Raw genomic sequence first — 20,132 nt, 5'->3', positions numbered from 1 at the left:
TCGGTCCCTTATCCGATCATCTCGGCGAAAAGGCTGTTGGGCCCGGCTTTGATGATTCGTACTCTGACAATGTCACCGATTTGCGATGCTTTTGCATCAACATTCACGGGCTGCAGCCATGGCGAACGACCGACGAGCTGGCCGGGCATGCGGCCGGTTTTTTCCAAAAGCAGGTCGATCTCCCGTCCCACGCATGCCTGGGCGAAGTCGCGCTGCTGCTTGATAAGCAAAGTCTGCAATCTTTCCAGTCGCTTGGCCTTCACGTCCTCAGGAACCTGATCCTTGAGCTCGGCCCCCGGCGTGCCCGGACGGGTCGAATACTTGAAGGAAAATGCCTGTGCATAACCCACCGCCTCCACGAGACGGATGGTATCCTCGAAGTCCTCGTCGGTCTCACCGGGGAAGCCTACGATGAAATCGCCCGAGAGGGCAAGGTCGGGCTGGGCGGCGCGGATGCGATCTATCAAGGCGAGGTATTCGGCGGCGGTGTGACGCCGGTTCATCGCCTTCAGGATGCGATCCGACCCCGACTGGACCGGCAAATGCAGGTACGGCATCAGCTTGGTCATCGACCGATGCGCCTCTATCAGGCTGTCGTCCATGTCGCGCGGATGACTGGTCGTATAGCGCAGGCGCGCGAGACCTTCGATCTCGGCAAGGCGGATGAGGAGATCGCCCAAGCCCCAGTCGCGGCCGTCCGGTCCGGCACCGTGCCAAGCATTGACGTTCTGTCCAAGCAGGGTGATTTCACGCACTCCGCTTTCGACCAGCCTTTCGGCCTCGACAACGATCTGCGCCACCGGTCGCGACACTTCCGATCCGCGCGTATAGGGCACCACGCAGAAGGTGCAGAATTTGTCGCATCCTTCCTGCACCGTCAGGAAGGCGGTGACGCCGCGGGCGCGGGTCTTCGCCTTGTCCGGCGCTGGCAGGTGTTCAAACTTATCCTCGATCGCATAATCTGTTTCGACGACGCGTTCGCCCCCTCGTGCGCGCTTCAGCGCTTCCGGCAGACGGTGATAAGTCTGCGGTCCGATGACGAGGTCGACCGCTGGCGCACGGCGAAGGATTTCGTCGCCTTCGGCCTGCGCGACGCAGCCCGCGACGCCGATGACCATTTCACGGCCCTCGCGCGCCTTCTCCTTCTTCAGCTCGCGCAGCCGGCCAAGCTCGGAATAGACTTTTTCAGCCGCCTTCTCACGAATATGGCAGGTATTGAGCAGGACGAAATCGGCCTCCTCGAGAACGTCCGTCGAAACATAACCGTCGCGCGAGAGCGCATCCGACATGCGGTCGGAATCGTAGACGTTCATCTGGCAGCCATAGGTCTTGACGAAGACCTTGCGCGAAGGTGCATGTTCCTCGCCCGGCACCGGCGTTTTCGACAGAAGAGCTGTTTCCTGGGTCATGCGGCGTTCTTTAGTGCATGGCGGCCCAAAGTTGAAGCATTTTTGGCGCGGCTCACTACGGTTCGACGCGCGCGACGTCCCGATCTACCCTCGGCCGCCCCCTCAGACGATCCGACAGCATGCTGCGAATGCGCTGCTCGATCGTGCGGCTCACGTCTTTCCGGTTGGCATGGCGGTCATAGTCCACCGCCTCGCCGAAATCGACATCCACGTCCAGCGCGCCTTCCCTCAGCACGCCAAAAAGATGCGGCAGCAGGCCGGTGTCGCCCGGCCATGCGGCGATCGGCCGGTTGTAGCGCCCCATGGGCATGCCATGGATGCCGGTGTAGGAAATGGCCAGAGGCTGGACATGGACCACCCCGGTCGGCGAATGTGGAACGGCGGAGGCCGCTGCTCCGAACAGCGACGTCTTGATGTCCAGCAGGCGGTTGCCGTCGGACGTCGTGCCTTCCGGGAAGAGGACGACGATTTCGCCATCGGCGAGCCTTCGACCGATCTCATTCACCTGATTGCCCGTCGTGCGCTTCTGGTCGCGCTCGACGAATACGGAGGCCTGCAAACGGGCGAGAAGGCCAAAGACGGGCCAGGTCTTCACCTCGGATTTGGCGACGAAGACGACATCGGCCACGGAAGACAGCACCAGAATGTCCTTCCAGGACACGTGATTGGCGCTGAGCAGTAGCGGACGACGGCGTTCGGGCTCACCGTGAACGCGAACGCGAAGCCCGAGCAACAGGCATGCCACGCGATGCCAGAACCGCGGCAGCCGCCGCCGCGGCTTCAGGTCCAGCCACAGGCAAAAAATCTGCACCGGCATCAGTACGAGCGAGATCAGCACAAGCAGGATGCCGCACAGGGCGACGCGGACCCAATTGATCATCTGCGAAGGCTTTCCAAGCCGCTCATCTTACAATCCGCATCACTCGGCCCCGCGACTCGAAATGCCAGAGCGCCCACTGTTTTTGAAACGCGGCCGTGCGCATTCCAGAAGGGAATGCGCACCAGACCATGTCGTGAATCGGACTAGCGAAGATCGAGTCGCATGACAAGCGCGGCCGTGCGCGCGCCTGCAGCCCCCTGATAGTAGGCCCGGCGTTCGCCGACCTTCAGGAAGCCGAGCTTCTGATAGAGACCGAGCGCGGCCTGGTTGGTTTCATCGACTTCGAGGAAAAGCGCCTCGGATCCTTTGACGAGCGCCTCGCGCATGGCCGCCTGCATCAGTCGCCAGCCAAGGCCGGACCGTGTGAAACGCGGGTCCACGCCGATGGTCAGGATTTCGGCTTCGCCGGCCACAGCGCGTGAGAGTACAAAACCCCCGAGGGCGGAGCGGAAAGCACCGTTTGTCTGGCGCGCCACGAAACCGAAGACCGTATCCTGCGACAACAGCGCGTGAATTTCGCCGTCGCTCCAAGGTGATGCGAACCGTTGCCGATGCAGTTCAGCGGCAGCGGCGAGATCGCCCTCCTCGAGCGGGAAGATATCGAACTCCGTTCGACGGGTGAAATAATCGGTCAAACTCATCTTGGTCTAGGCTCGGGTTACGGCGAAACCCGCCTGGGGCTTCGCATCCGGTCCACGCAAGTAAAGCGGTTTCGGCTTGGCCGAGGCTGGATCGGCTCCGGCACCCAGCCGGGCAACGACAGCAATGTCGATATCGTCCGGCACCCCATCTGCAGGCACGTCGGAAACGGGGAAAGGGCGGACGAGGGAAGCGCCGGAACCGCAAACGGTTCCTTCGACGCCTGAAAACCGCTCGCGCGCCTCCGTCACCGACAGAACTTCGGGCTCGTCCCTTGCTCTGCCGAGGGCGTCGAAAAGCTGGGCATAGACTTCGTCCCGCTTCGCATCGATGACGACGAGAACCGCCTGGCCGGGTGTCGTCAGCCTTGCATTTTCGGCGGCGACCTCGAGCGTCGTGATCCCGACCGCCGGCTTGCCGAGGGCGAGCGCGAGGCCACGCGCGGCAGCAACGCCGACACGAATGCCGGTGAAGGATCCGGGACCGACGGTGACCGCAATGCGGTCGATTTCTGAAAGCTGCCTCTCGGCGGCGAGCAGTGCCTCGTCGACGAACTCCATCAGACGCTCGGCGTGGCCGCGTCCGATTTTCGCGCCGGCGCGCGCCAGAACCTCGGCGGCCGCGCTGTCGTAGACAGCGGCGGCGCAACCGGTGCCGGATGTATCGATTGCAAGCACTAACATTTCAGCCGCAATGGCCTCCCTCCATTGCTTCGCGCGCAGAACCGGCGCGAAGCGCCCCTTGCACCCGCTCTCGTGACGGACGACGTCGGGACGGGCCGGATCAGACGGATTCGACTGCTTCGACTTCCGGAACGAAGTGGCGCAGCAGGTTTTGGACACCGTGCCTCAACGTCGCGGTCGACGACGGGCAACCGGCGCAGGCCCCTTTCATGTTCAGGAACACGGTGCCGTCCTTGAAGCCGCGGAAGGTGATGTCACCACCGTCCTGGGCAACCGCCGGGCGAACGCGGGTTTCAAGCAATTCCTTGATCGTGGCAACGATCGCCTCGTCGCCCTCGTCGAAGAACTCGCCTTCCTGGTCCGCTTCCTCTGCGCGGCCGGCACCCGACATGACCGGCTGGCCGGACATGAAATGTTCCATGATCGAGCCGAGGATGGCGGGCTTCAGGTGCTGCCACTCCTGCGCTTCCTTGCTGACGGTGATGAAGTCGTAACCGAAATAGACACCGGTTACGCCCGGAATCGAGAAGAGCCGGGCCGCCAAAGGCGATCCTGCACGGGCCTCGTCCTCGCTCCGGAATTCGGCCGTGCCGTTCTCCATCACCACCTTGCCCGGCAAGAACTTGAGCGTGGCCGGATTCGGCGTGGCTTCCGTCTGGATGAACATCTTTCTCTCCGTTTCGCCGGAAGTCGATTCCCGACCGGCTCTTTAGAATTGTTCAAAAATATAGGTGCTTCGTCGCGGCCCCGCAAGAGCGCATCCAGTCGCACCTTGGACTGTCACGATCGAGAGGCAGGAAGCGTGCGGAGGACCGCTTCTTTCCGACTTGGAAACGACGCAAATCCAGACGGAAAACCGTTGTCTACTGGAATTGCTCTAGCTGAGCGCGTCTATTTCCTCGTCCGTCAGCAAATCGGGAATGACGGTCACGGGAATCGGAAAGGCCGCAGCTTTTCCGGCTATGGACGACACCAGCGGTCCCGGCCCTTCCTTGGCCGATCCCGCCGCAAGCACCAAGATGGCAATGTCCCGGTCCTCCTCGATCACCGCGTGGATCTGCTCCGTGGCGATCCCTTCGCGAATGACGATCTCCGGCTCGATGCCGATCGTTTCGCGCACCGTCTGCGCCACCTTGGCCAGCGTCGCCTCGGCCTCTTCACGTGCTTCCGCCCGCATGATCTCCTCGACCCCCAGCCATTGCTGGAAGTCGCCATCGGCGATCACATAGAGCAGCACCAGGCCGCCATTGGAGTTCTTCGCGCGCATGCCGGCATAATGCACGGCGCGGCCGCATTCGGGCGTATCGTCGATCACCGCCATGAACTTGCGGCGATGACCTTCCAGTCGTGAGAGTCGGGTGGAAACCATGGGGCGAACATTACATCGCCGCTCGCCGCCCGCAAGGTCTCATTTTTGCGTGCTACTGCAAAAATCCGATGATTTCGCGAACCTCGCGCATCGTCTTTTCGGCCCGCGCCCGCGCACTTTCGCCGCCACGCCTCAGGATCGCGTCGATGTGTGCCGTATCGTCCATCAGACGACGCATCTCGCCCGTGATCGGCGACAGCACGGTTACGGCAAGATCGACCAGAGCCGGCTTGAAGACCGAGAACTGCTGGCCGCCGAACTCGGCGAGGACCTCATCCTTCGTCTTGTCCGAAAGCGCCGCATAGATACCGACGAGGTTTTCCGCCTCCGGACGGCCGGCGAGGCCGCCGGCTTCGCTCGGAAGCGCGTCGGGATCGGTCTTGGCCTTGCGGATCTTCTTCGAGATCGTATCGGCATCATCCATCAGATTGATGCGCGACAGATCGGAAGGATCGGACTTCGACATTTTCTTGGTGCCGTCGCGCAACGACATGACGCGCGGCGCCGGCCCGCCGATCAACGGCTCCACCGGCGGAAAATAGGCATGGATCGGCTCTTCGCCGACGAGGATGTCAACGCCGTAGCCGCGCGCCCGGATATGCTCCATGAAGTCGATGTTGAACTTCTGGGCGATGTCGCGTGTCAGCTCCAGGTGCTGTTTCTGGTCGTCGCCGACCGGAACATGCGTGGCGCGGTAGACGAGAATGTCCGCCGCCATCAGGCTCGGATAGGCAAGCAGGCCGAGCGAGGCGTTTTCGCGATCCTTGCCGGCCTTGTCCTTGAACTGGGTCATCCGGTTCATCCAGCCGATGCGGGCGACGCAGTTGAAGATCCAGGCAAGCTCGGCGTGCTGCGGCACCGCCGACTGATTGAAGACGATATGCTTTTCCGGGTCGATGCCGGAGGCGATGAAGGCGGCCGCGATCGAGCGGATCTGGCCCGGCAGATCCTCGTGCACGAGCTGCGCCGTGATCGAGTGCAGGTCGACGACGCAATAGATGCAGTCGTTGTTTTCCTGCAGGGCCACGAACTTGCGGATTGCGCCGAGATAGTTGCCGAGATGCAGGTTGCCGGTCGGTTGTACGCCGGAAAATACGAGCGGCTTGAATTCGTTCATGTCGTCCTCAATCGGGCTTGTGGAGGGCCCGTCTCCAGTTGATATCCGCCGCGCTTATGCACGGCAGCCAAAGCGCAATCAAGGGGGTGCGGGCGCGCAAAGGATCACGACGCCGGCTGCAGCAGATCCCAAGGATTGCCGAACGGATCGGTAAACACCGCGACGGAACCGTAGGTCTCGTGGCGCGGCGCCTCGCGGAATTCGACGCCGGCGGCGACCATCGCCGCGTGATCGCGGGCGAAGTCGTCGGTGAACAGGAAGAAACCGACCCGGCCGCCGGTCTGGTTGCCGATCGCAGCCCGTTGCCGCTCACCCTCGGCCTTGGCGAGAAGCAGGGCCGTCTCCGCAGCGCCTTTCGGGCGGACGAGCACCCAGCGCTTGCCGTCGCCAAGCTCTGTATCCTCGATCAGGTCGAAACCGAGCTTGCCGCAATAGAAGGCGATGCCGTCGTCGTAGTCCGGTACGACGATGGCGACGCGGGCGATCGTCTGCTTCATGACGCGTCGGGCTCCTGGCTCGCCGCAGCTTCGACCGGACCGCTAGCGCCCCTGCGCCGCAGACTGCGGCGGATCATGCCGAGGCTTGCGCCGCCAAGACCGAAGGCGAAGGCGAAATAGATCACCATTGCCGCCGCCACGAGGCCGCAGAGGGTTAGAGCCCGCGTCAGGAGCGGCGCGGCGGACGAAAGCGGAAACGCCAGCCACTGGACTGCAAAATGCAGCGCGACCGCCATGATCGCCGCTGCGATTACCAGGCGCGGAATGCGGGTCAGGAGCGGAATGTCGCGGCCCCAATGGCCTCGCCAGACGAGGGTTGCGAACAACAGTATGGCGTTCACCCAGCCGGCGACGATCTCGGCGGTGGCGATGCCACTCGCGGCGAGCGTCGGAAACAGCGTCAATGCCAGTGACACGTTCACTGCCACCGAAATCGCGGCGAAGATCATCGGCGTGCGCGTGTCCTCGCGTGCGAAGAAACCCGGAATGAAGGCCTTGATCAGCACGAAGGCCGGCAGGCCAAGGCCGTAGATCGCCAGGATCTGGCCGACCACGACCGTCGATTCGGGCAGGAACTTGCCGCGCTCGAAGAGCAGCCGGACGATCGCTTCCGACATGACGAGCAGTGCGGCGGCGGCCGGCAGCGTCAGGAACAGCGTGAATTCGACGGAGCGATTCTGCAGGTTCGACGCTTCGTTGATATTGCCGGCGCGCAGCGCCCGTGAAAGTTCCGGCAGCAACACGGTCGCGACGGCGATGCCGACGACGCCGAGCGGAAGCTGGTAGATGCGGTCGGCATAGACGAGCGACGACACGGCGCCCGACTTTGCCGAGGCGATATTGGTGTTGATCAGAAGGTTGATCTGGGTGATGCCGCCGGTGATCGCCGCCGGCAGCGCCAGCACCAGAAGGCGCCTGACATTCGCCGTCAGTCGCGGACGGCGAAACCCGATCCGGATCCCGGCATTGCGCACGGCGAACCAGACGATCGCGAGCTGCACCAGACCCGCAGCCATGACGCCCCAGGAGAGGCCATAGCCAACGGCAACCGCGTCGTGGCCACTATGCCAGGCATAGGCAAGAACGCCGATCAGGATGATGTTCAGAAACACCGGCGCGATCGCCGCGGCGAAGTATCGGTGCAGCGAATTCAGCATGCCCGCCATCATGGCCGCCAGCGACATGCAGGCGAGATAGGGGAACATGATCGTCGCGAAGGACACCGTGCTTGCGAACTTCGGCGGATCGTCGGCAAAGCCCGGCGCAATCAGTTCCCGCACGATGAACGGCATCGCCAGCTCCATGGCGATCGTCAGAAACAGGAGAACGGTGAAGAGCACACCGAAGACCTCTTCCGAAAAGCGCCGCGCGCCGTCCATGCCGCGCGCTTCGATTTCCTTGGCGAAGAGGGGCACGAAGGCCGAGTTGAAGGCGCCTTCGGCAAAGAGCCGACGGAAGGTGTTAGGCAGCCGGAAGGCGGTGTTGAAGGCGTCGGCAACCGGACCGGTGCCGAGCGCCGCCGCCATGAAGGTTTCGCGGACGAAGCCGAAGATGCGGCTTCCGAGCGTCGCGCCGCCGACGGTGGCAAATTTCTTGACGAGGCTCATGTTTCGGCTTTTGTCGCTTTGGAACCGTGTGATGCACGCGGCGCATGCGCCGGTGCGATGATGCCGGAAGGCATGCGGTCGCGAGCCTCGTCCACTTCGTCGGCCAGCACTGCCTTGAGGCGCGCCGCGATATTCGTCTGCCGGTTCTCGCTGGTGATTTTGGAGCCGACCAGATCGGTTACGTAGAAGGTGTCGATAACCTTCTCGCCGAAGGTCGTGATATGGGCCGAGGCAATGTCGAGCGAGAGGTCGGAAAGCACCGCCGTGACTTCGGAAAGAAGACCGGGCCGGTCGAGTCCCTCGACCTCGATCACGGTGAACTTGTTCGAGAGCGTGTTGCTGATCGTCACCTCCGGCGTGACGGTGAAGGCCTTGCTGCGCTTCTTCACACGGGTGCGGCTGGCGATCACTTCCGGCAGCCGCTTGCGGCCGGAAAGCACGTCCTCGATCAGCTTGCCGATGCTTGCGGCCCGGCGCGTTTCGTCTTCGTCGACCGGAAATTCCCGGTTGACGAGAATCGTGTCCAGCGCCCGTCCGTCCGATGTCGTGAAGATCTGCGCGTCGACAATGTTGGCGCCTGCCGCGGCGCAGGCCCCGGCAATGACCGTCAGCAGGCGCGGATGGTCCGGGGAAAGCACGGTGATTTCGGTGATCGCATGGAATTGATGCGTGCGCACCATGGTCGCGAGCGTTTTGCCGGCCCGGTCCGCATCGCGAACGAACTTCGCGTGCCGGACCTGATCCTCAAGCGCCACGGAAAGAAGATAAGGCTGATAATGCAGCCGTACATAGGCTTCGCGATCCACCTCCGGCCAATCGGTCAGCGCCTCCCCCAGCATGTGGGCCGCATGTTTTGCCCGCTCCTTTCGCGACAGTTCCGAGAAGCCGCCGGAGAGCAGAAGCTCGGTCTCGTAATAGAGCGTGCGCAGCAGCTGTCCCTTCCAGCCGTTCCAGACACCAGGCCCCACCGCCCGGATGTCGCAGACCGTCAGGATGAGCAGCATTTTCAGGCGGTCGAGGGACTGCACCCGCTCGGCAAAATCGACGATGGTCTTGCGGTCGTTGAGATCGCGGGTCTGGGCCACCATCGACATGGTGAGGTGCTCCTCGACCAGCCAGACCACGGTTTCGGTCTGCTTCGGTGAAAGCCCCAAACGCGGGCAGAGCTTGCGGGCCACCTTGGCACCGGCGATCGAATGATCCTCCGGTCGGCCCTTGGCGATGTCGTGCAGCAACACGGCGACATAAAGGGCCTCGCGATCCTCGATGCCCGGCATCAGCGTCGCCGAAAGCGGATGCGCCTCCTCCTCGATGCCGCGCTCGACACGCGAGAGAATATCGACCGTGCGCAGCAGATGCTCATCCACCGTATAGTGATGATACATGTTGAACTGCATCATCGAGACGATCTTGCCGAAATCGGGAATGAAGCGGCCGAGGACACCCGACTCGTTCATGCGCCTCAGGATCAGCTCCGGATTGCGCCGCGATGTCAGGATCGAGAGGAACAGCCTGTTGGCTTCCTCGTCTTCCCGCAACTGCGGTGTGATCAGGCTCAGCGAGCGGGTCACCTGCTTCAGCGCGGCCGGATGGAATTCCAGCTCGTTGATGTCGGCGACATGAAAGAACCGCAGAAGGTTTACCGGATCGCGCTTGAAGACATCGGGGCTCGAAAGCGCGATGCGTCCGCCATCGTCGACGAAGTCGAGCGTGCCGGCAATCTTGCGGGTGCGATGCCTGAAACGGCTGATGACACCCGAGATCCCCGGTGCGTCCTTCGCCTGCTGGTCCTCCAGCGCGGCGCAGAAAATGCGCGTCAAATCACCCACGTCCTTGGCGACGAGGAAGTAGTGCTTCATGAAGCGCTCAACTGCCGAGAGGCCAGGGTGATCGTGATAGCCCAGGGCCTCCGCGATTTCGCGCTGGATGTCGAAGGACAACCGCTCCTCCGCCTTTCCTGTAAGGAAATGCATGTGGCAGCGCACCGCCCAGAGGAAATCCTCCGACTTCTGGAAAAGCTTGTACTCCTGTCGCGACAGGACGCCGAGCTTGACGAGATCGGCAGAGTCCTTGACGCGGTAGAAATACTTGGCAATCCAGAACAGCGTGTGCAGATCGCGGAGCCCGCCTTTGCCCTCCTTGATGTTCGGCTCGACAAGATAACGGGTATCGCCCGCCTTGCGATGGCGCTGGTCACGCTCGGCAAGTTTGGCGGCGATGAAATCGGGGCCCGTATTGCGGACGATCTCGTGGTCGAAGCGCGTCTCGAGCTCGCTTGCCAGCGCCTCGGAACCGCAGATGTAGCGGCATTCGAGGATCGCCGTGCGGATCGTCATGTCGGCGCGCGACAGCCGGATGCACTCCTCGATCGTCCGCGTCGCATGGCCGACCTTGAAGCCCAGGTCCCAGAGGATGTAGAGCATGAACTCGATCGCCGGCTCGGCCCAAACCGCTTTTTTCGCGGGCAGCAGGAACAGGAGGTCGATATCCGACCCCGGGGCAAGCGTTCCGCGTCCATAGCCGCCAACCGCGGTCACCGCTATGCGAGACGCCGGCGGTGCTTTTGCCGCGTCGAAAACCTCGTTCAGCACGAAATCATGCAGAAGGGCGATGAGCTGGTCCTGGAGCCAGGAGATGCGTTCGGCGCATTTGATCCCGGCGCCGTCGGCGGCAAGCAGTTCGCGCACCTTGGCGCGTCCCGCGAGATTGGCCTGCTTGAAAGCGGCGAGCAGGGCCTGGCGCATCGGTTCTCGCTGCTCCGCATGCGCAGAGGCGATGAAGCTGCATTTTGCTCGCAGCGCCGCAACATCGAGAATTTCGGGAAAGGAAGTTTCGTGTCTGGCCATGAAGTGCCGAGGGGCGTCCTGTCCGACTGGTTGTGTAATCCGCTGCATCTGCCAGCGCTCCTGCATGTCGCCGTGGACCGGCGGGAAACATGCAGCATTTCAAAATGCCACGTCCTTTGCGCGCCCACTGCATACTTCCTTAAATCGGAGCGATTTAAGGATAAAAACATGCAGCAACTCAAAGTGCTACAGCGACCTTTGTGCGTCTGAAGACGCACGGCGCTGTAGAAAGACGCGCGGCGCTGTATAGCCTTTCTGTCCTTCAAATAACAGGAAAAATCGGCGCAGCATGCAACAACCGGTCAATGCCGCCCTCAAGGAAGATCAGCGGGCGCCAAGTTGTTTCTTCAGCGAGTAGAGCGCGTCAAGGGCGTCACGCGGCGTCATGTCGTCGGGATTGAGCGCCTTCAGCGCTTCCTCGACCTTCGAAGGCCCGGCTCTCGTCGATTCCTCGCGCCGTATCGCCACCTGGAAAAGCGGCAGGTCGTCGATCAGCTGGCTTGCCGGGTTCTTGCGGTCGGCGTCCTCGAGCTTGGCGAGCACGTCCTTGGCCCGCGCGACGACCGACGCAGGCAGGCCAGCAAGCCGGGCGACCTGGATCCCGTAGGACCGGTCGGCGGCACCGGGGCCGACCTCATGCAGGAAGATCACGTCGCCGTCCCACTCCTTGACCCGCATCGTCGCGTTCGAGAGGCGGCCAAGCTTTTCGGAAAGCACCGTCAGCTCGTGGAAATGGGTGGCGAAGAGGCCGCGGCAACGGTTGACTTCATGCAGATGCTCGACTGCGGCCCAGGCAATCGACAGGCCGTCGAAGGTCGCGGTACCGCGGCCGATCTCGTCGAGGATCACCAGCGAGCGGTCCGTCGCCTGATTGAGGATCGCCGCCGTCTCGACCATCTCGACCATGAAGGTCGAGCGGCCGCGGGCGAGATCGTCCGACGCGCCGACACGCGAAAAAAGCCGGTCGACGGTGCCGATATGCGCCGCCGCCGCCGGGACGAACGATCCCATCTGCGCCATGATCGCAATCAGCGCATTCTGGCGCAGGAAGGTCGATTTACCGCCCATGTTAGGACCGGTAAGCAGCCAGATCGCCCCGCCCTCGTGACCATCCGGAGGCGACAGGTCGCAGCCATTGGCGACGAAGGCATTGGCCGCCTGGCGCCGGAGCGCCTGTTCGACGACGGGGTGCCGGCCACCGTCGATCGCGAACATCCGCGAGCGGTCAACGACCGGGCGCGCATAGTTCTGCTCCTCGGCAAGGACGGCCAAACCGGTCGAGACATCGAGCGTTGCGAGCGCCAACGCCGCAGCCTTGATCGCTTCGGCATGCGCAACAATCTCGCCCGCCATCGCCTCAAATGCTTCGAGTTCGATCGCAAGGGCGCGGTCGGCGGCATTGGCGATCTTGGTTTCGAGTTCCGCAAGCTCTGTCGTCGTGAACCGCATGGCATTCGCCATGGTCTGGCGGTGAATGAAGCGCGCACGCCCTGCGTCCGTGTCGGTCATAGCGCCGGCATTTCCCGCCGTCACCTCGATGAAATAACCAAGCACGTTGTTGTGCTTGATTTTCAGCGATTTGATCCCGGTTTCCTCGCAATATTGCAGTTGCAGGCCCGCAATCACCCGGCGCGACTGGTCACGCAACGCTCGCATCTCGTCGAGTTCGCCATGCGCTCCCTCGCGCACGAAGCCGCCGTCGCGCTTCAATAGCGGCAGTTCTTCCGCGAGCATCGACTCGAGTCTCGCCAGCAACGCCTCCGGCAATGCGTCGATCGCGGCATGCGCCTCGGTCAGTTCTGCCGATAGGCTGCCGCGAGACAGCAGCGCCGATATCGTTGCCGCAGCCCGAAGTCCGGCCTGGATCGCGCCCAGATCGCGCGGGCCGCCACGGCCGAGCGCCAGCCGCGACAGAGCGCGCGGCATGTCGGGAGCGCGCCGCAAGGCATCGCGCAGATCCATCGCAAAACTCGGCTGGTCGGCAATGACCTCGATGGAATCGAGCCGCGTGTTGATCCGATCAGGATCGGTCAGCGGCGACATCAGCCGCTCCGCGAGTAGCCGTGCGCCGCCGCTCGTCACCGTTCGGTCAAGGGCTCTGAGCAAGGTTCCCTCGCGGGCGCCGGAAAGCGTCTTGACCAGTTCGAGGTTGGCGCGGGTCGCCGGATCGATGAAGAGCGTCGAGGCTACGCTTTCCCGCTCGGGGATCCCGAGAGCAGGGCGTTCGGCAAGCTGGGTCTTCTCGACGTAGGAGATCGCCGCCGAGGCGGCCGCGAGCTCGGCGCGCGAAAAGCTGCCGAAGCCGTCAAGAGTCTTCACGCCGTAGTAACGGGCGATGCGGCCTTCCGCCGTCGCGCTGTCGAACAGCACCGCTGGCTGCGGCACCGCGACCGGGCCGAGCACGTCGAATACCTGTCGGAGCTCCGGATCGTGAAAGACAGTATCCGGCAGGACCAATTCACGCGGCTCGATCCGCAATATATCGGCGAGCAAACGGCCTTCGGCCGTCTCGGCCAGGCGGAAAATGCCGGTCGATATGTCGATCCAGGCGAGCGCATAGGCCGGTTCCGTGCCGCTGCGGATGCGGGCGAGCGCCATAAGATAGTTCGACTCGGCCGGCGAAAGCAGCTTGTCCTCGGTGATCGTTCCCGGCGTCACCAGCCGGACGACATCTCGGCGCACGACCGACTTGCTGCCGCGCTTCTTCGCTTCGGCCGGATCTTCGACCTGCTCGCAGACGGCGACCCGGAAACCAAGGGCGATCAGCTTCTGCAGATAGTCGTCGGCCGCGTGGACCGGCACGCCGCACATCGGAATCTCCTGGCCCAAGTGCTGGCCGCGCTTCGTCAGCGTGATCCCGAGCGCGCGCGAGGCTTCGACCGCATCCTGAAAGAACAGTTCGTAGAAGTCGCCCATCCGGTAGAACAACAGCGAATCCGGATTGTTCGCCTTGATCTCGATGTACTGCTCCATCATCGGCGTCGCGGTGGAGCGGCTCTCCTCGCTTGCCAGATCGGACACGGAAAGGACATCGCCCGTGCGGCTCGATGGGTCTGTCACGAAATTCATGATTGTTCCAAAAAAAGAGATGTCACACTATCCGCAAGCATTTATAGACGACAATAACAAAGAGGCTGACCTCGGCGGTCGCCCACAGGAGGTTGAGGAAACATGCCGGCTACCGACAAGACCGACCGCACGATGACAAGCGTCACCGCCCAGGAAGCGCTCGATTTCCACTCCCAAGGTCGGCCCGGAAAACTGGAGATCGCCCCGACAAAGGCGATGGCGACGCAACGCGACCTGTCGCTCGCCTACTCGCCCGGCGTCGCCGTGCCCGTGAAGGCGATCGCCGAAGACCCGGCAACCGCCTACGACTACACGACGCGCGGCAACATGGTCGCGGTGATTTCCAACGGCACGGCGATCCTCGGCCTCGGTAATCTCGGCGCGCTTGCCTCGAAGCCGGTCATGGAAGGCAAGTCGGTCCTGTTCAAGCGATTTGCGGACGTCGATTCGATCGATCTCGAAGTCGATACGGAGAATGTCGACGAATTCGTCAACTGCGTGCGCTTTCTCGGCCCATCTTTCGGGGGCATCAATCTCGAGGATATCAGGGCGCCGGACTGTTTCATCATCGAGCAGCGGTTGCGCGAGGTTATGGACATTCCCGTGTTCCATGACGACCAGCACGGCACCGCGATCATCGCCGCCGCGGGCCTCATCAATGCGCTGGCGCTGACCGGGCGTGACTTCAAAACGACCAGGCTCGTCTGTAACGGCGCGGGCGCTGCGGCGATCGCCTGTATCGAGCTCATCAAGGCGATGGGTTTCAATGGGGAAAACGTCATTCTCTGCGACACCAAGGGCGTGATCTACAAGGGCCGCACGGATGGCATGAACCAGTGGAAATCGGCGCACGCGGTCGATACCGACCGCCGTACGCTCACCGAGGCGCTGGAGGGCGCGGACGTGTTCTTCGGCCTGTCTGCAAAGGGCGCGCTTTCCACGGATATGGTGCTTTCCATGGCGCCGAAACCGATCATCTTCGCCATGGCCAATCCGGATCCCGAAATCACGCCGGAGGAAGTCGCCCGCATCCGCGACGACGCGATCGTCGCGACCGGTCGGTCCGACTACCCGAACCAGGTCAACAATGTTCTTGGTTTCCCCTATATCTTCCGCGGCGCCCTCGACGTGCGCGCCTCGACGATCAACGACGCGATGAAGATCGCCGCGGCGGAAGCGCTTGCTAGCCTTGCGAAAGAGGACGTGCCCGACGATGTCGCCGCCGCCTACCAGGGCAACCGGCCACGCTTCGGACCGCAATACATCATTCCCGTTCCCTTCGATCCGCGTCTCATTTCGGCCATACCGATAGCGGTCGCAAAGGCGGCCATGGAAACGGGCGTGGCGCGCAAGCCGATAACCGATCTTGCAGACTATGCGCAGCAGCTTTCGGCGCGGCGCGACCCGATCGCCTCGACGCTGCAGCGCATCTTCGAGCGCGTCCGCCGCCAGCCGAAGCGCATCGTCTTTGCCGAAGGCGAAGAGGTGCAAATGATGCGCTCGGCAATCGCCTATGCCAATCAGCAGCTCGGCACTGCCATCCTGCTCGGACGCGAGGAGCAAATGCGCGAAACCGCGGAACGGGAAGGCATCGACCTCAACCGCGCCGGCATCCAGATCGTCAACGCACGCCTGTCCAAACGCGTCGGCGCCTATACCGATTTCCTCTACGCCCGGCTCCAGCGCAAGGGCTACCTCTTCCGCGACGTCCAGCGACTGATCAACAACGACCGCAACCACTTCGCCGCCTGCATGGTGGCGCTCGGCGATGCGGACGGAATGGTGACCGGGCTGACGCGCAATTATTCCACGGCGCTTCAGGACGTGCGCCGCTGCATTGACGCCAAGCCCGGGCACCGCGTCATCGGCGTCTCGATCGCCCTTTGCCGAGGCCGGACGGTACTCGTCGCCGATACGGCCGTGCACGACATGCCTTCGTCCGAGGAACTGGCCGACATCGCGGAGGAAGCGGCGGGGCTCGCCAAGCGGCTCGGCTATGTACCGCGGGTCGCGTTGCTCGCCTATTCGACCTTCGGCCACCCCTCGGGCGAACGCTCCGAAAGGGTGCGCGAGGCGGTGAAGATTCTCGACAAGCGTCGCGTCGATTTCGAATATGACGGCGAAATGGCCGCCGACGTCGCGCTCAATCAGCGCGTGATGGAGCAATATCCGTTCTGCCGGCTTTCCGGCACCGCCAACGTACTGGTCATGCCGGCGTTCCACTCTGCCTCGATCTCGACCAAGATGCTCCAGGAGCTCGGCGGCTCGACCGTTATCGGCCCGCTGCTCGTCGGCCTGGATAAATCCGTGCAGATCGCATCCATGTCGGCAAAGGATTCGGACATCGTCAACATGGCGGCAATCGCGGCCTACAATGCCGGGACCTGAACCGGGCAACGATGCGCCGTTTCGGGACAGTGCTGCATCGGTTGCGAACATTGTTCGGCAAGACCGTGCGGCAATGGCACACAGGTCTCCAGTAAAACAAGAGCCCACTTCCCCGGCAAAGGAAGTGGGCTCAATACGTTATGGCAGATCTATCACTTAGGTTATAAAAATGAGAGGAAATTGATTGCAATATACGCCACCCTCCTGGCGCATTGCCTATCTTTCCCTTTGTTTTTTACACTCCTTCGTCATGAAATTCAGACCAACCGTGGAGATACACTTCTTCTTTTCAGGGAAGAAAGTCAAACATATCCTTAATAACTGGTTAATACTGCGGCGACCGCTCAGGATACCGTCGAAGAGAACCGTCCGGCATCTGCTCCGTAGTAGTTGAGGTAGCGGCCGGAAATATTGCTGATCGGCAACACGATCAGCACGTCCGTCGTGCGGAAAGCGTGATCGACGACAGCGCCATCGCCAACCATCGCGCCGAGCCGCATATAGCCCTTGATCAGCGGCGGAAGGGCGGAAAGCGCCTTCTTGGGATTAATCGCTTCCGAGGGCATCAGGTCCATGGTCCGATAAAGCTCGGGCCGCGCTGAAACTGCCCACTCACCTTTAACGCAAACATTGTGGTGCAGGAAGGAAAGCGCCAATGCGTGCTCTTCCGGCACAACGCCCGGGAACGAGCCGCATCCGAACATCGCGTCGACACCATGCTTCAGCGCGTAAGCCCAATTGCCCTGCCAGAGCAGTTCGACCGTGCGCTTCGTCCTGTAGTCGGGCAGCACGCAGGAGCGGCCGAGTTCCATGAAGCGCTTGCCCGGATGGCGCTGAAGCAACTCCGCGATCGCAAACTCCGAGGCCGAGTAGAAGCCGCCGGCCCGCTCGGCGACATCCTGCCGCAACAGGCGGTATGTGCCGACGATCTGGTCCTCCGGGTCGCCTTCGATCGACGTATCCAGAACCAGCAGATGGTCGCAAATCGAGTCCCAGCTGTCGACGTCGCGCTTGCGCCGCTCGGCGTCCAGACCCACCTGTGCCTTCATCTCCTCGACAAAGACCTTATAGCGTACCGCCTGCGCAGCATCGATCTCGGCAGCAGAGCGGGCGAGTCGCGTCTCGAGATTGCCGATCCGCCCAAGAACCTCGGTTGCCGGGGTCGCAATCGTCTTGCGGATGCAAGCCTGTGAAGTGTCAACCACGTTCGCCGAATCCAGAAATTCGATCGTCATTCCGTGTTATCCCGAATCGCCTATGCCTGCCGGGCTTAAACCACGTTTCTGCAACAAGATAGTGACACCGAGGCGGCTTACAACCCCGGCACGGAGGGGATCACGGGAACGCTGGTCGCGTGCTCGTCACGCTTCGAGAAGGCGTGCGATTTCGGCCGCGAGGCGGCCCGGCTCCGGCGGCTTAGGCAACACCAAGTCCGCTCCGGCAGCAAGCAGGATTTCGTGCAGATCGCCGCGCACATCCGACGTCAAGACGAGGACTGGCACCCGGCGGCGGTGGCCGGCCGCCTCCTGCTCGCGCAGGCGCTTCAACATCGCCAGACCATCGCCGCCCGGCATATTGAGGTCGGTGAGGATCAGGCGCGGCCCCTTGCCTGCAATCTCGCCGGCGCCGTGCAATTCGCGTTCAAGGCTGGTGAAATCTCCGACGTGGCGCACCAGATAGCCCGCCCGACGAAGTGCCGTCCGCAGGATGAGCGCATTCACCGGATCGTCCTCGGCAAGGAGAATATCGTGAGCGCCTTGTCCGCTCGCCTCGCCCGTCGTCGACGCCTCCCGAAGGATCGGCCGGTTGTCGTTGATCGCATCCCGCTTCTCGATGCCCTTCAGTCGCCCGAGCAGAACCTCGACCAGCGACTTTTCGCGCAAGGGGCGGATGAGCCATGCCTCATAGCCGTCGATCTGGTTTACCGGATGAGCGGTGCGCTCCTCGGGGTTGATGAGATAGGTCCGACGCAGCTTCAGTCCGGCGATTGCCGGCCGGCGCGAAAGGAGACGGCGGAACTGCTCCGCGTGGCGATGGTCAACGATGATATCGGTCAGCGGCAGGTCGTTCGACAACATGGCCGCGACGATGGCTTCGGCGGCGGCAAGCGTCGGCGCGCGATGACATGCGCCACCAAGGGTAGCAACCGTCGTCGCGAGCGCGGTCGAGACCGGCCCCTCGGGAGCCAGAACCAGCACATGCGCGCCAGATAGCGCGCCGTGTCGAGCGGCGGAGGCCGGCGGATTGGCGCCCCGCAACGGAAACCGGACTTCGAAGCGACTTCCCTGACCGGAGGCGCTGGACGCGGTCAGGCTGCCGCCGAATGCTTCCATGATCCTGCGGGAAATCGCCAGACCGAGGCCGGTTCCCTTGGCGCGCTGGCTATCGTCTCCGGCCTGCTCGAATTCCTCGAACACGCGCCCGAGTTCGTCGGCCGACATGCCGGGGCCGGTGTCGTCGATCCGGATTCGCACGCAGCCGTCAGCAACATCCGCGGTAACGAGGACGCCGCCGGCCTCGGTGAACTTGACGGCGTTGCCGATCACGTTGAAGAGCACTTGCCTGAGACGTGCTGCGTCGAGCAACGCGGACGCTGGCACATCGGCTGCAACGGTCGCTGCGATTTCTATGCCCTTTTCATGGGCGCGATGGGCGAGCATCTCCACCACGCTCTCGATGACGAGGCGCAAGTCCTGCTGCGACGGGCGCAACTGAAATCGCCCGGCCGAAAGCGAGGAAAAGTCGATCAGGTCCTCGACCAATTGAACCAATGCATGGCCGGATTGCTGCATGCCGGCGAGATAGCTTTTCTGCTCGGCCGACAATTGGGTCTGACCGAGCAGGTGGCTCATGCCCAGAATGCCGGAGAGCGGCGTGCGGATCTCATGGCTGACGGTGGCAAGCAGCCGCGATTTCGCCTGACTTGTCTCCTCAGCGCGGCGGCGGGCTTCCTCCCGTTCCCGCGCAGCGCGCGCCTCCTCGGTGACGTCGCGGGCGATGCTGTGACGCATCAGCCTGCCGGTTGCCGGCTCGCGGGCGATCACGTCATGCCAGTCGTAAAGCCGGATTCCCGTTGGCGTGGCGATCCGCACAAGATAATGATTGGGCTCGAGCTTCGGCTCGAAGCCCAGGCCCAGCGCCGCACAGGTCAATCCGCGCACGTCGGCGCGGGCGCAGACCTCGTGAAAAACGGTGTTGGCGTACACGATCTTACCGTCCATGCCGCGCATGATCGCAAGATCGCCAAGCCCGTCATGGATTGTCGACAGCAGGGCCGAGGTTTCGAAGCGCTGCCAGTCTTCGTCGCAGACGGTTTCACGCAGCGTTCCCTTTTGCCCCGCGGACGTGTCAACGCTGTCGGCGAGGAGCAGGAACGCTCCTGCTAGGCCGCCGGCCGCAACAATTGCCGAAAACAACGGAAGGCCGTTCGCCGCGCCCGTAGCAGCGAGGATCACCGCAGCGATAATGCCTGCGATGCCGCAGGCGAAGCGCGCCGGCCAATATGCTCTGGCATCGGCCGCCAACGGTGCAGCCCGGCCCGCACGTGTTCCCGTGCCGAAACCGGAATCGATCCGCTGCTCAAGTCGTGACGCCTTGCCCATGCGATGGAATTAGCACGGCAAGCCTT

14 protein-coding genes are annotated in these 20,132 nt (G+C 62.9%); 1 reads left to right on the top strand and 13 read right to left on the bottom strand.

Features of this window, described 5'->3' with window-relative positions; translation table 11 throughout:
• Positions 1-8: 8 nt before the first annotated feature.
• The 11 genes from miaB to mutS all read right to left on the bottom strand — a co-directional run bounded on the left by miaB (position 9) and on the right by mutS (position 14,116).
• Positions 9-1,409 carry a tRNA (N6-isopentenyl adenosine(37)-C2)-methylthiotransferase MiaB gene (miaB, locus tag QN224_RS01845; protein ID WP_283975328.1) on the bottom strand — a complete coding sequence of 467 codons (1,401 nt, stop codon included), beginning with the start codon at positions 1,407-1,409 and terminating at the stop codon, positions 9-11.
• Positions 1,410-1,464: 55 nt separating this feature from the next.
• Positions 1,465-2,289, bottom strand: a complete 825-nt coding sequence (locus QN224_RS01840; RefSeq protein ID WP_283975327.1) for a 1-acyl-sn-glycerol-3-phosphate acyltransferase — start codon at positions 2,287-2,289, stop codon at positions 1,465-1,467.
• A 143-nt stretch (positions 2,290-2,432) separates the two neighbouring features.
• On the bottom strand, positions 2,433-2,930 hold the full coding sequence (locus tag QN224_RS01835; protein WP_283975326.1) for an N-acetyltransferase: 498 nt from the start codon (positions 2,928-2,930) through the stop codon (positions 2,433-2,435).
• A 6-nt stretch (positions 2,931-2,936) separates the two neighbouring features.
• A complete protein-coding gene (gene tsaB, locus QN224_RS01830) occupies positions 2,937-3,611 on the bottom strand; it encodes a tRNA (adenosine(37)-N6)-threonylcarbamoyltransferase complex dimerization subunit type 1 TsaB (RefSeq protein ID WP_283975325.1) in 675 nt (224 codons plus the stop codon).
• A gap of 100 nt (positions 3,612-3,711) precedes the next feature.
• On the bottom strand, positions 3,712-4,278 hold the full coding sequence (locus QN224_RS01825) for a NifU family protein (protein WP_283975324.1): 567 nt from the start codon (positions 4,276-4,278) through the stop codon (positions 3,712-3,714).
• A 210-nt stretch (positions 4,279-4,488) separates the two neighbouring features.
• Positions 4,489-4,980, bottom strand: coding sequence for a universal stress protein (locus tag QN224_RS01820; protein WP_173511103.1), 492 nt, complete (start codon positions 4,978-4,980; stop codon positions 4,489-4,491).
• A 52-nt stretch (positions 4,981-5,032) separates the two neighbouring features.
• Positions 5,033-6,097: a tryptophan--tRNA ligase gene (gene trpS, locus QN224_RS01815; protein ID WP_283975323.1), complete on the bottom strand. Its 1,065-nt coding sequence runs from the start codon at positions 6,095-6,097 to the stop codon at positions 5,033-5,035.
• Between the two features lie 104 nt (positions 6,098-6,201).
• Complete coding sequence (locus QN224_RS01810; protein ID WP_269278843.1) at positions 6,202-6,594, bottom strand: VOC family protein; 393 nt, start codon at positions 6,592-6,594, stop codon at positions 6,202-6,204.
• Entirely contained in the window at positions 6,591-8,201 is a 1,611-nt protein-coding gene (gene murJ, locus QN224_RS01805) for a murein biosynthesis integral membrane protein MurJ (protein ID WP_283975322.1), read from the bottom strand. Before murJ ends, QN224_RS01810 begins: the two co-directional genes overlap by 4 nt.
• Positions 8,198-11,047: a [protein-PII] uridylyltransferase gene (locus QN224_RS01800; RefSeq protein WP_283975321.1), complete on the bottom strand. Its 2,850-nt coding sequence runs from the start codon at positions 11,045-11,047 to the stop codon at positions 8,198-8,200. The genes murJ and QN224_RS01800 overlap by 4 nt, the downstream gene beginning before the upstream one ends.
• A 324-nt stretch (positions 11,048-11,371) precedes the next feature.
• On the bottom strand, positions 11,372-14,116 hold the full coding sequence (mutS, locus tag QN224_RS01795; protein WP_283975320.1) for a DNA mismatch repair protein MutS: 2,745 nt from the start codon (positions 14,114-14,116) through the stop codon (positions 11,372-11,374).
• Positions 14,117-14,218: 102 nt separating this feature from the next.
• Between mutS and QN224_RS01790 the strand changes: the two genes are divergently transcribed.
• On the top strand, positions 14,219-16,504 hold the full coding sequence (locus tag QN224_RS01790; protein WP_283975319.1) for an NADP-dependent malic enzyme: 2,286 nt from the start codon (positions 14,219-14,221) through the stop codon (positions 16,502-16,504).
• A gap of 344 nt (positions 16,505-16,848) precedes the next feature.
• On the opposite strand, the gene QN224_RS01785 is transcribed toward QN224_RS01790, so the two are convergent.
• Both QN224_RS01785 and QN224_RS01780 read right to left on the bottom strand, forming a co-directional pair.
• Positions 16,849-17,739: a GNAT family N-acetyltransferase gene (locus tag QN224_RS01785; protein WP_283975318.1), complete on the bottom strand. Its 891-nt coding sequence runs from the start codon at positions 17,737-17,739 to the stop codon at positions 16,849-16,851.
• A gap of 126 nt (positions 17,740-17,865) precedes the next feature.
• Complete coding sequence (locus tag QN224_RS01780; RefSeq protein ID WP_283975317.1) at positions 17,866-20,106, bottom strand: ATP-binding protein; 2,241 nt, start codon at positions 20,104-20,106, stop codon at positions 17,866-17,868.
• Between the last annotated feature and the right edge of the window lie 26 nt (positions 20,107-20,132).

The organism is Sinorhizobium sp. 7-81 (genome assembly GCF_030124405.1).
In the GTDB taxonomy this organism is placed as follows: Bacteria; Pseudomonadota; Alphaproteobacteria; order Rhizobiales; family Rhizobiaceae; genus Sinorhizobium; species Sinorhizobium psoraleae.
This window is presented reverse-complemented; position numbering and strand designations above follow the sequence as displayed.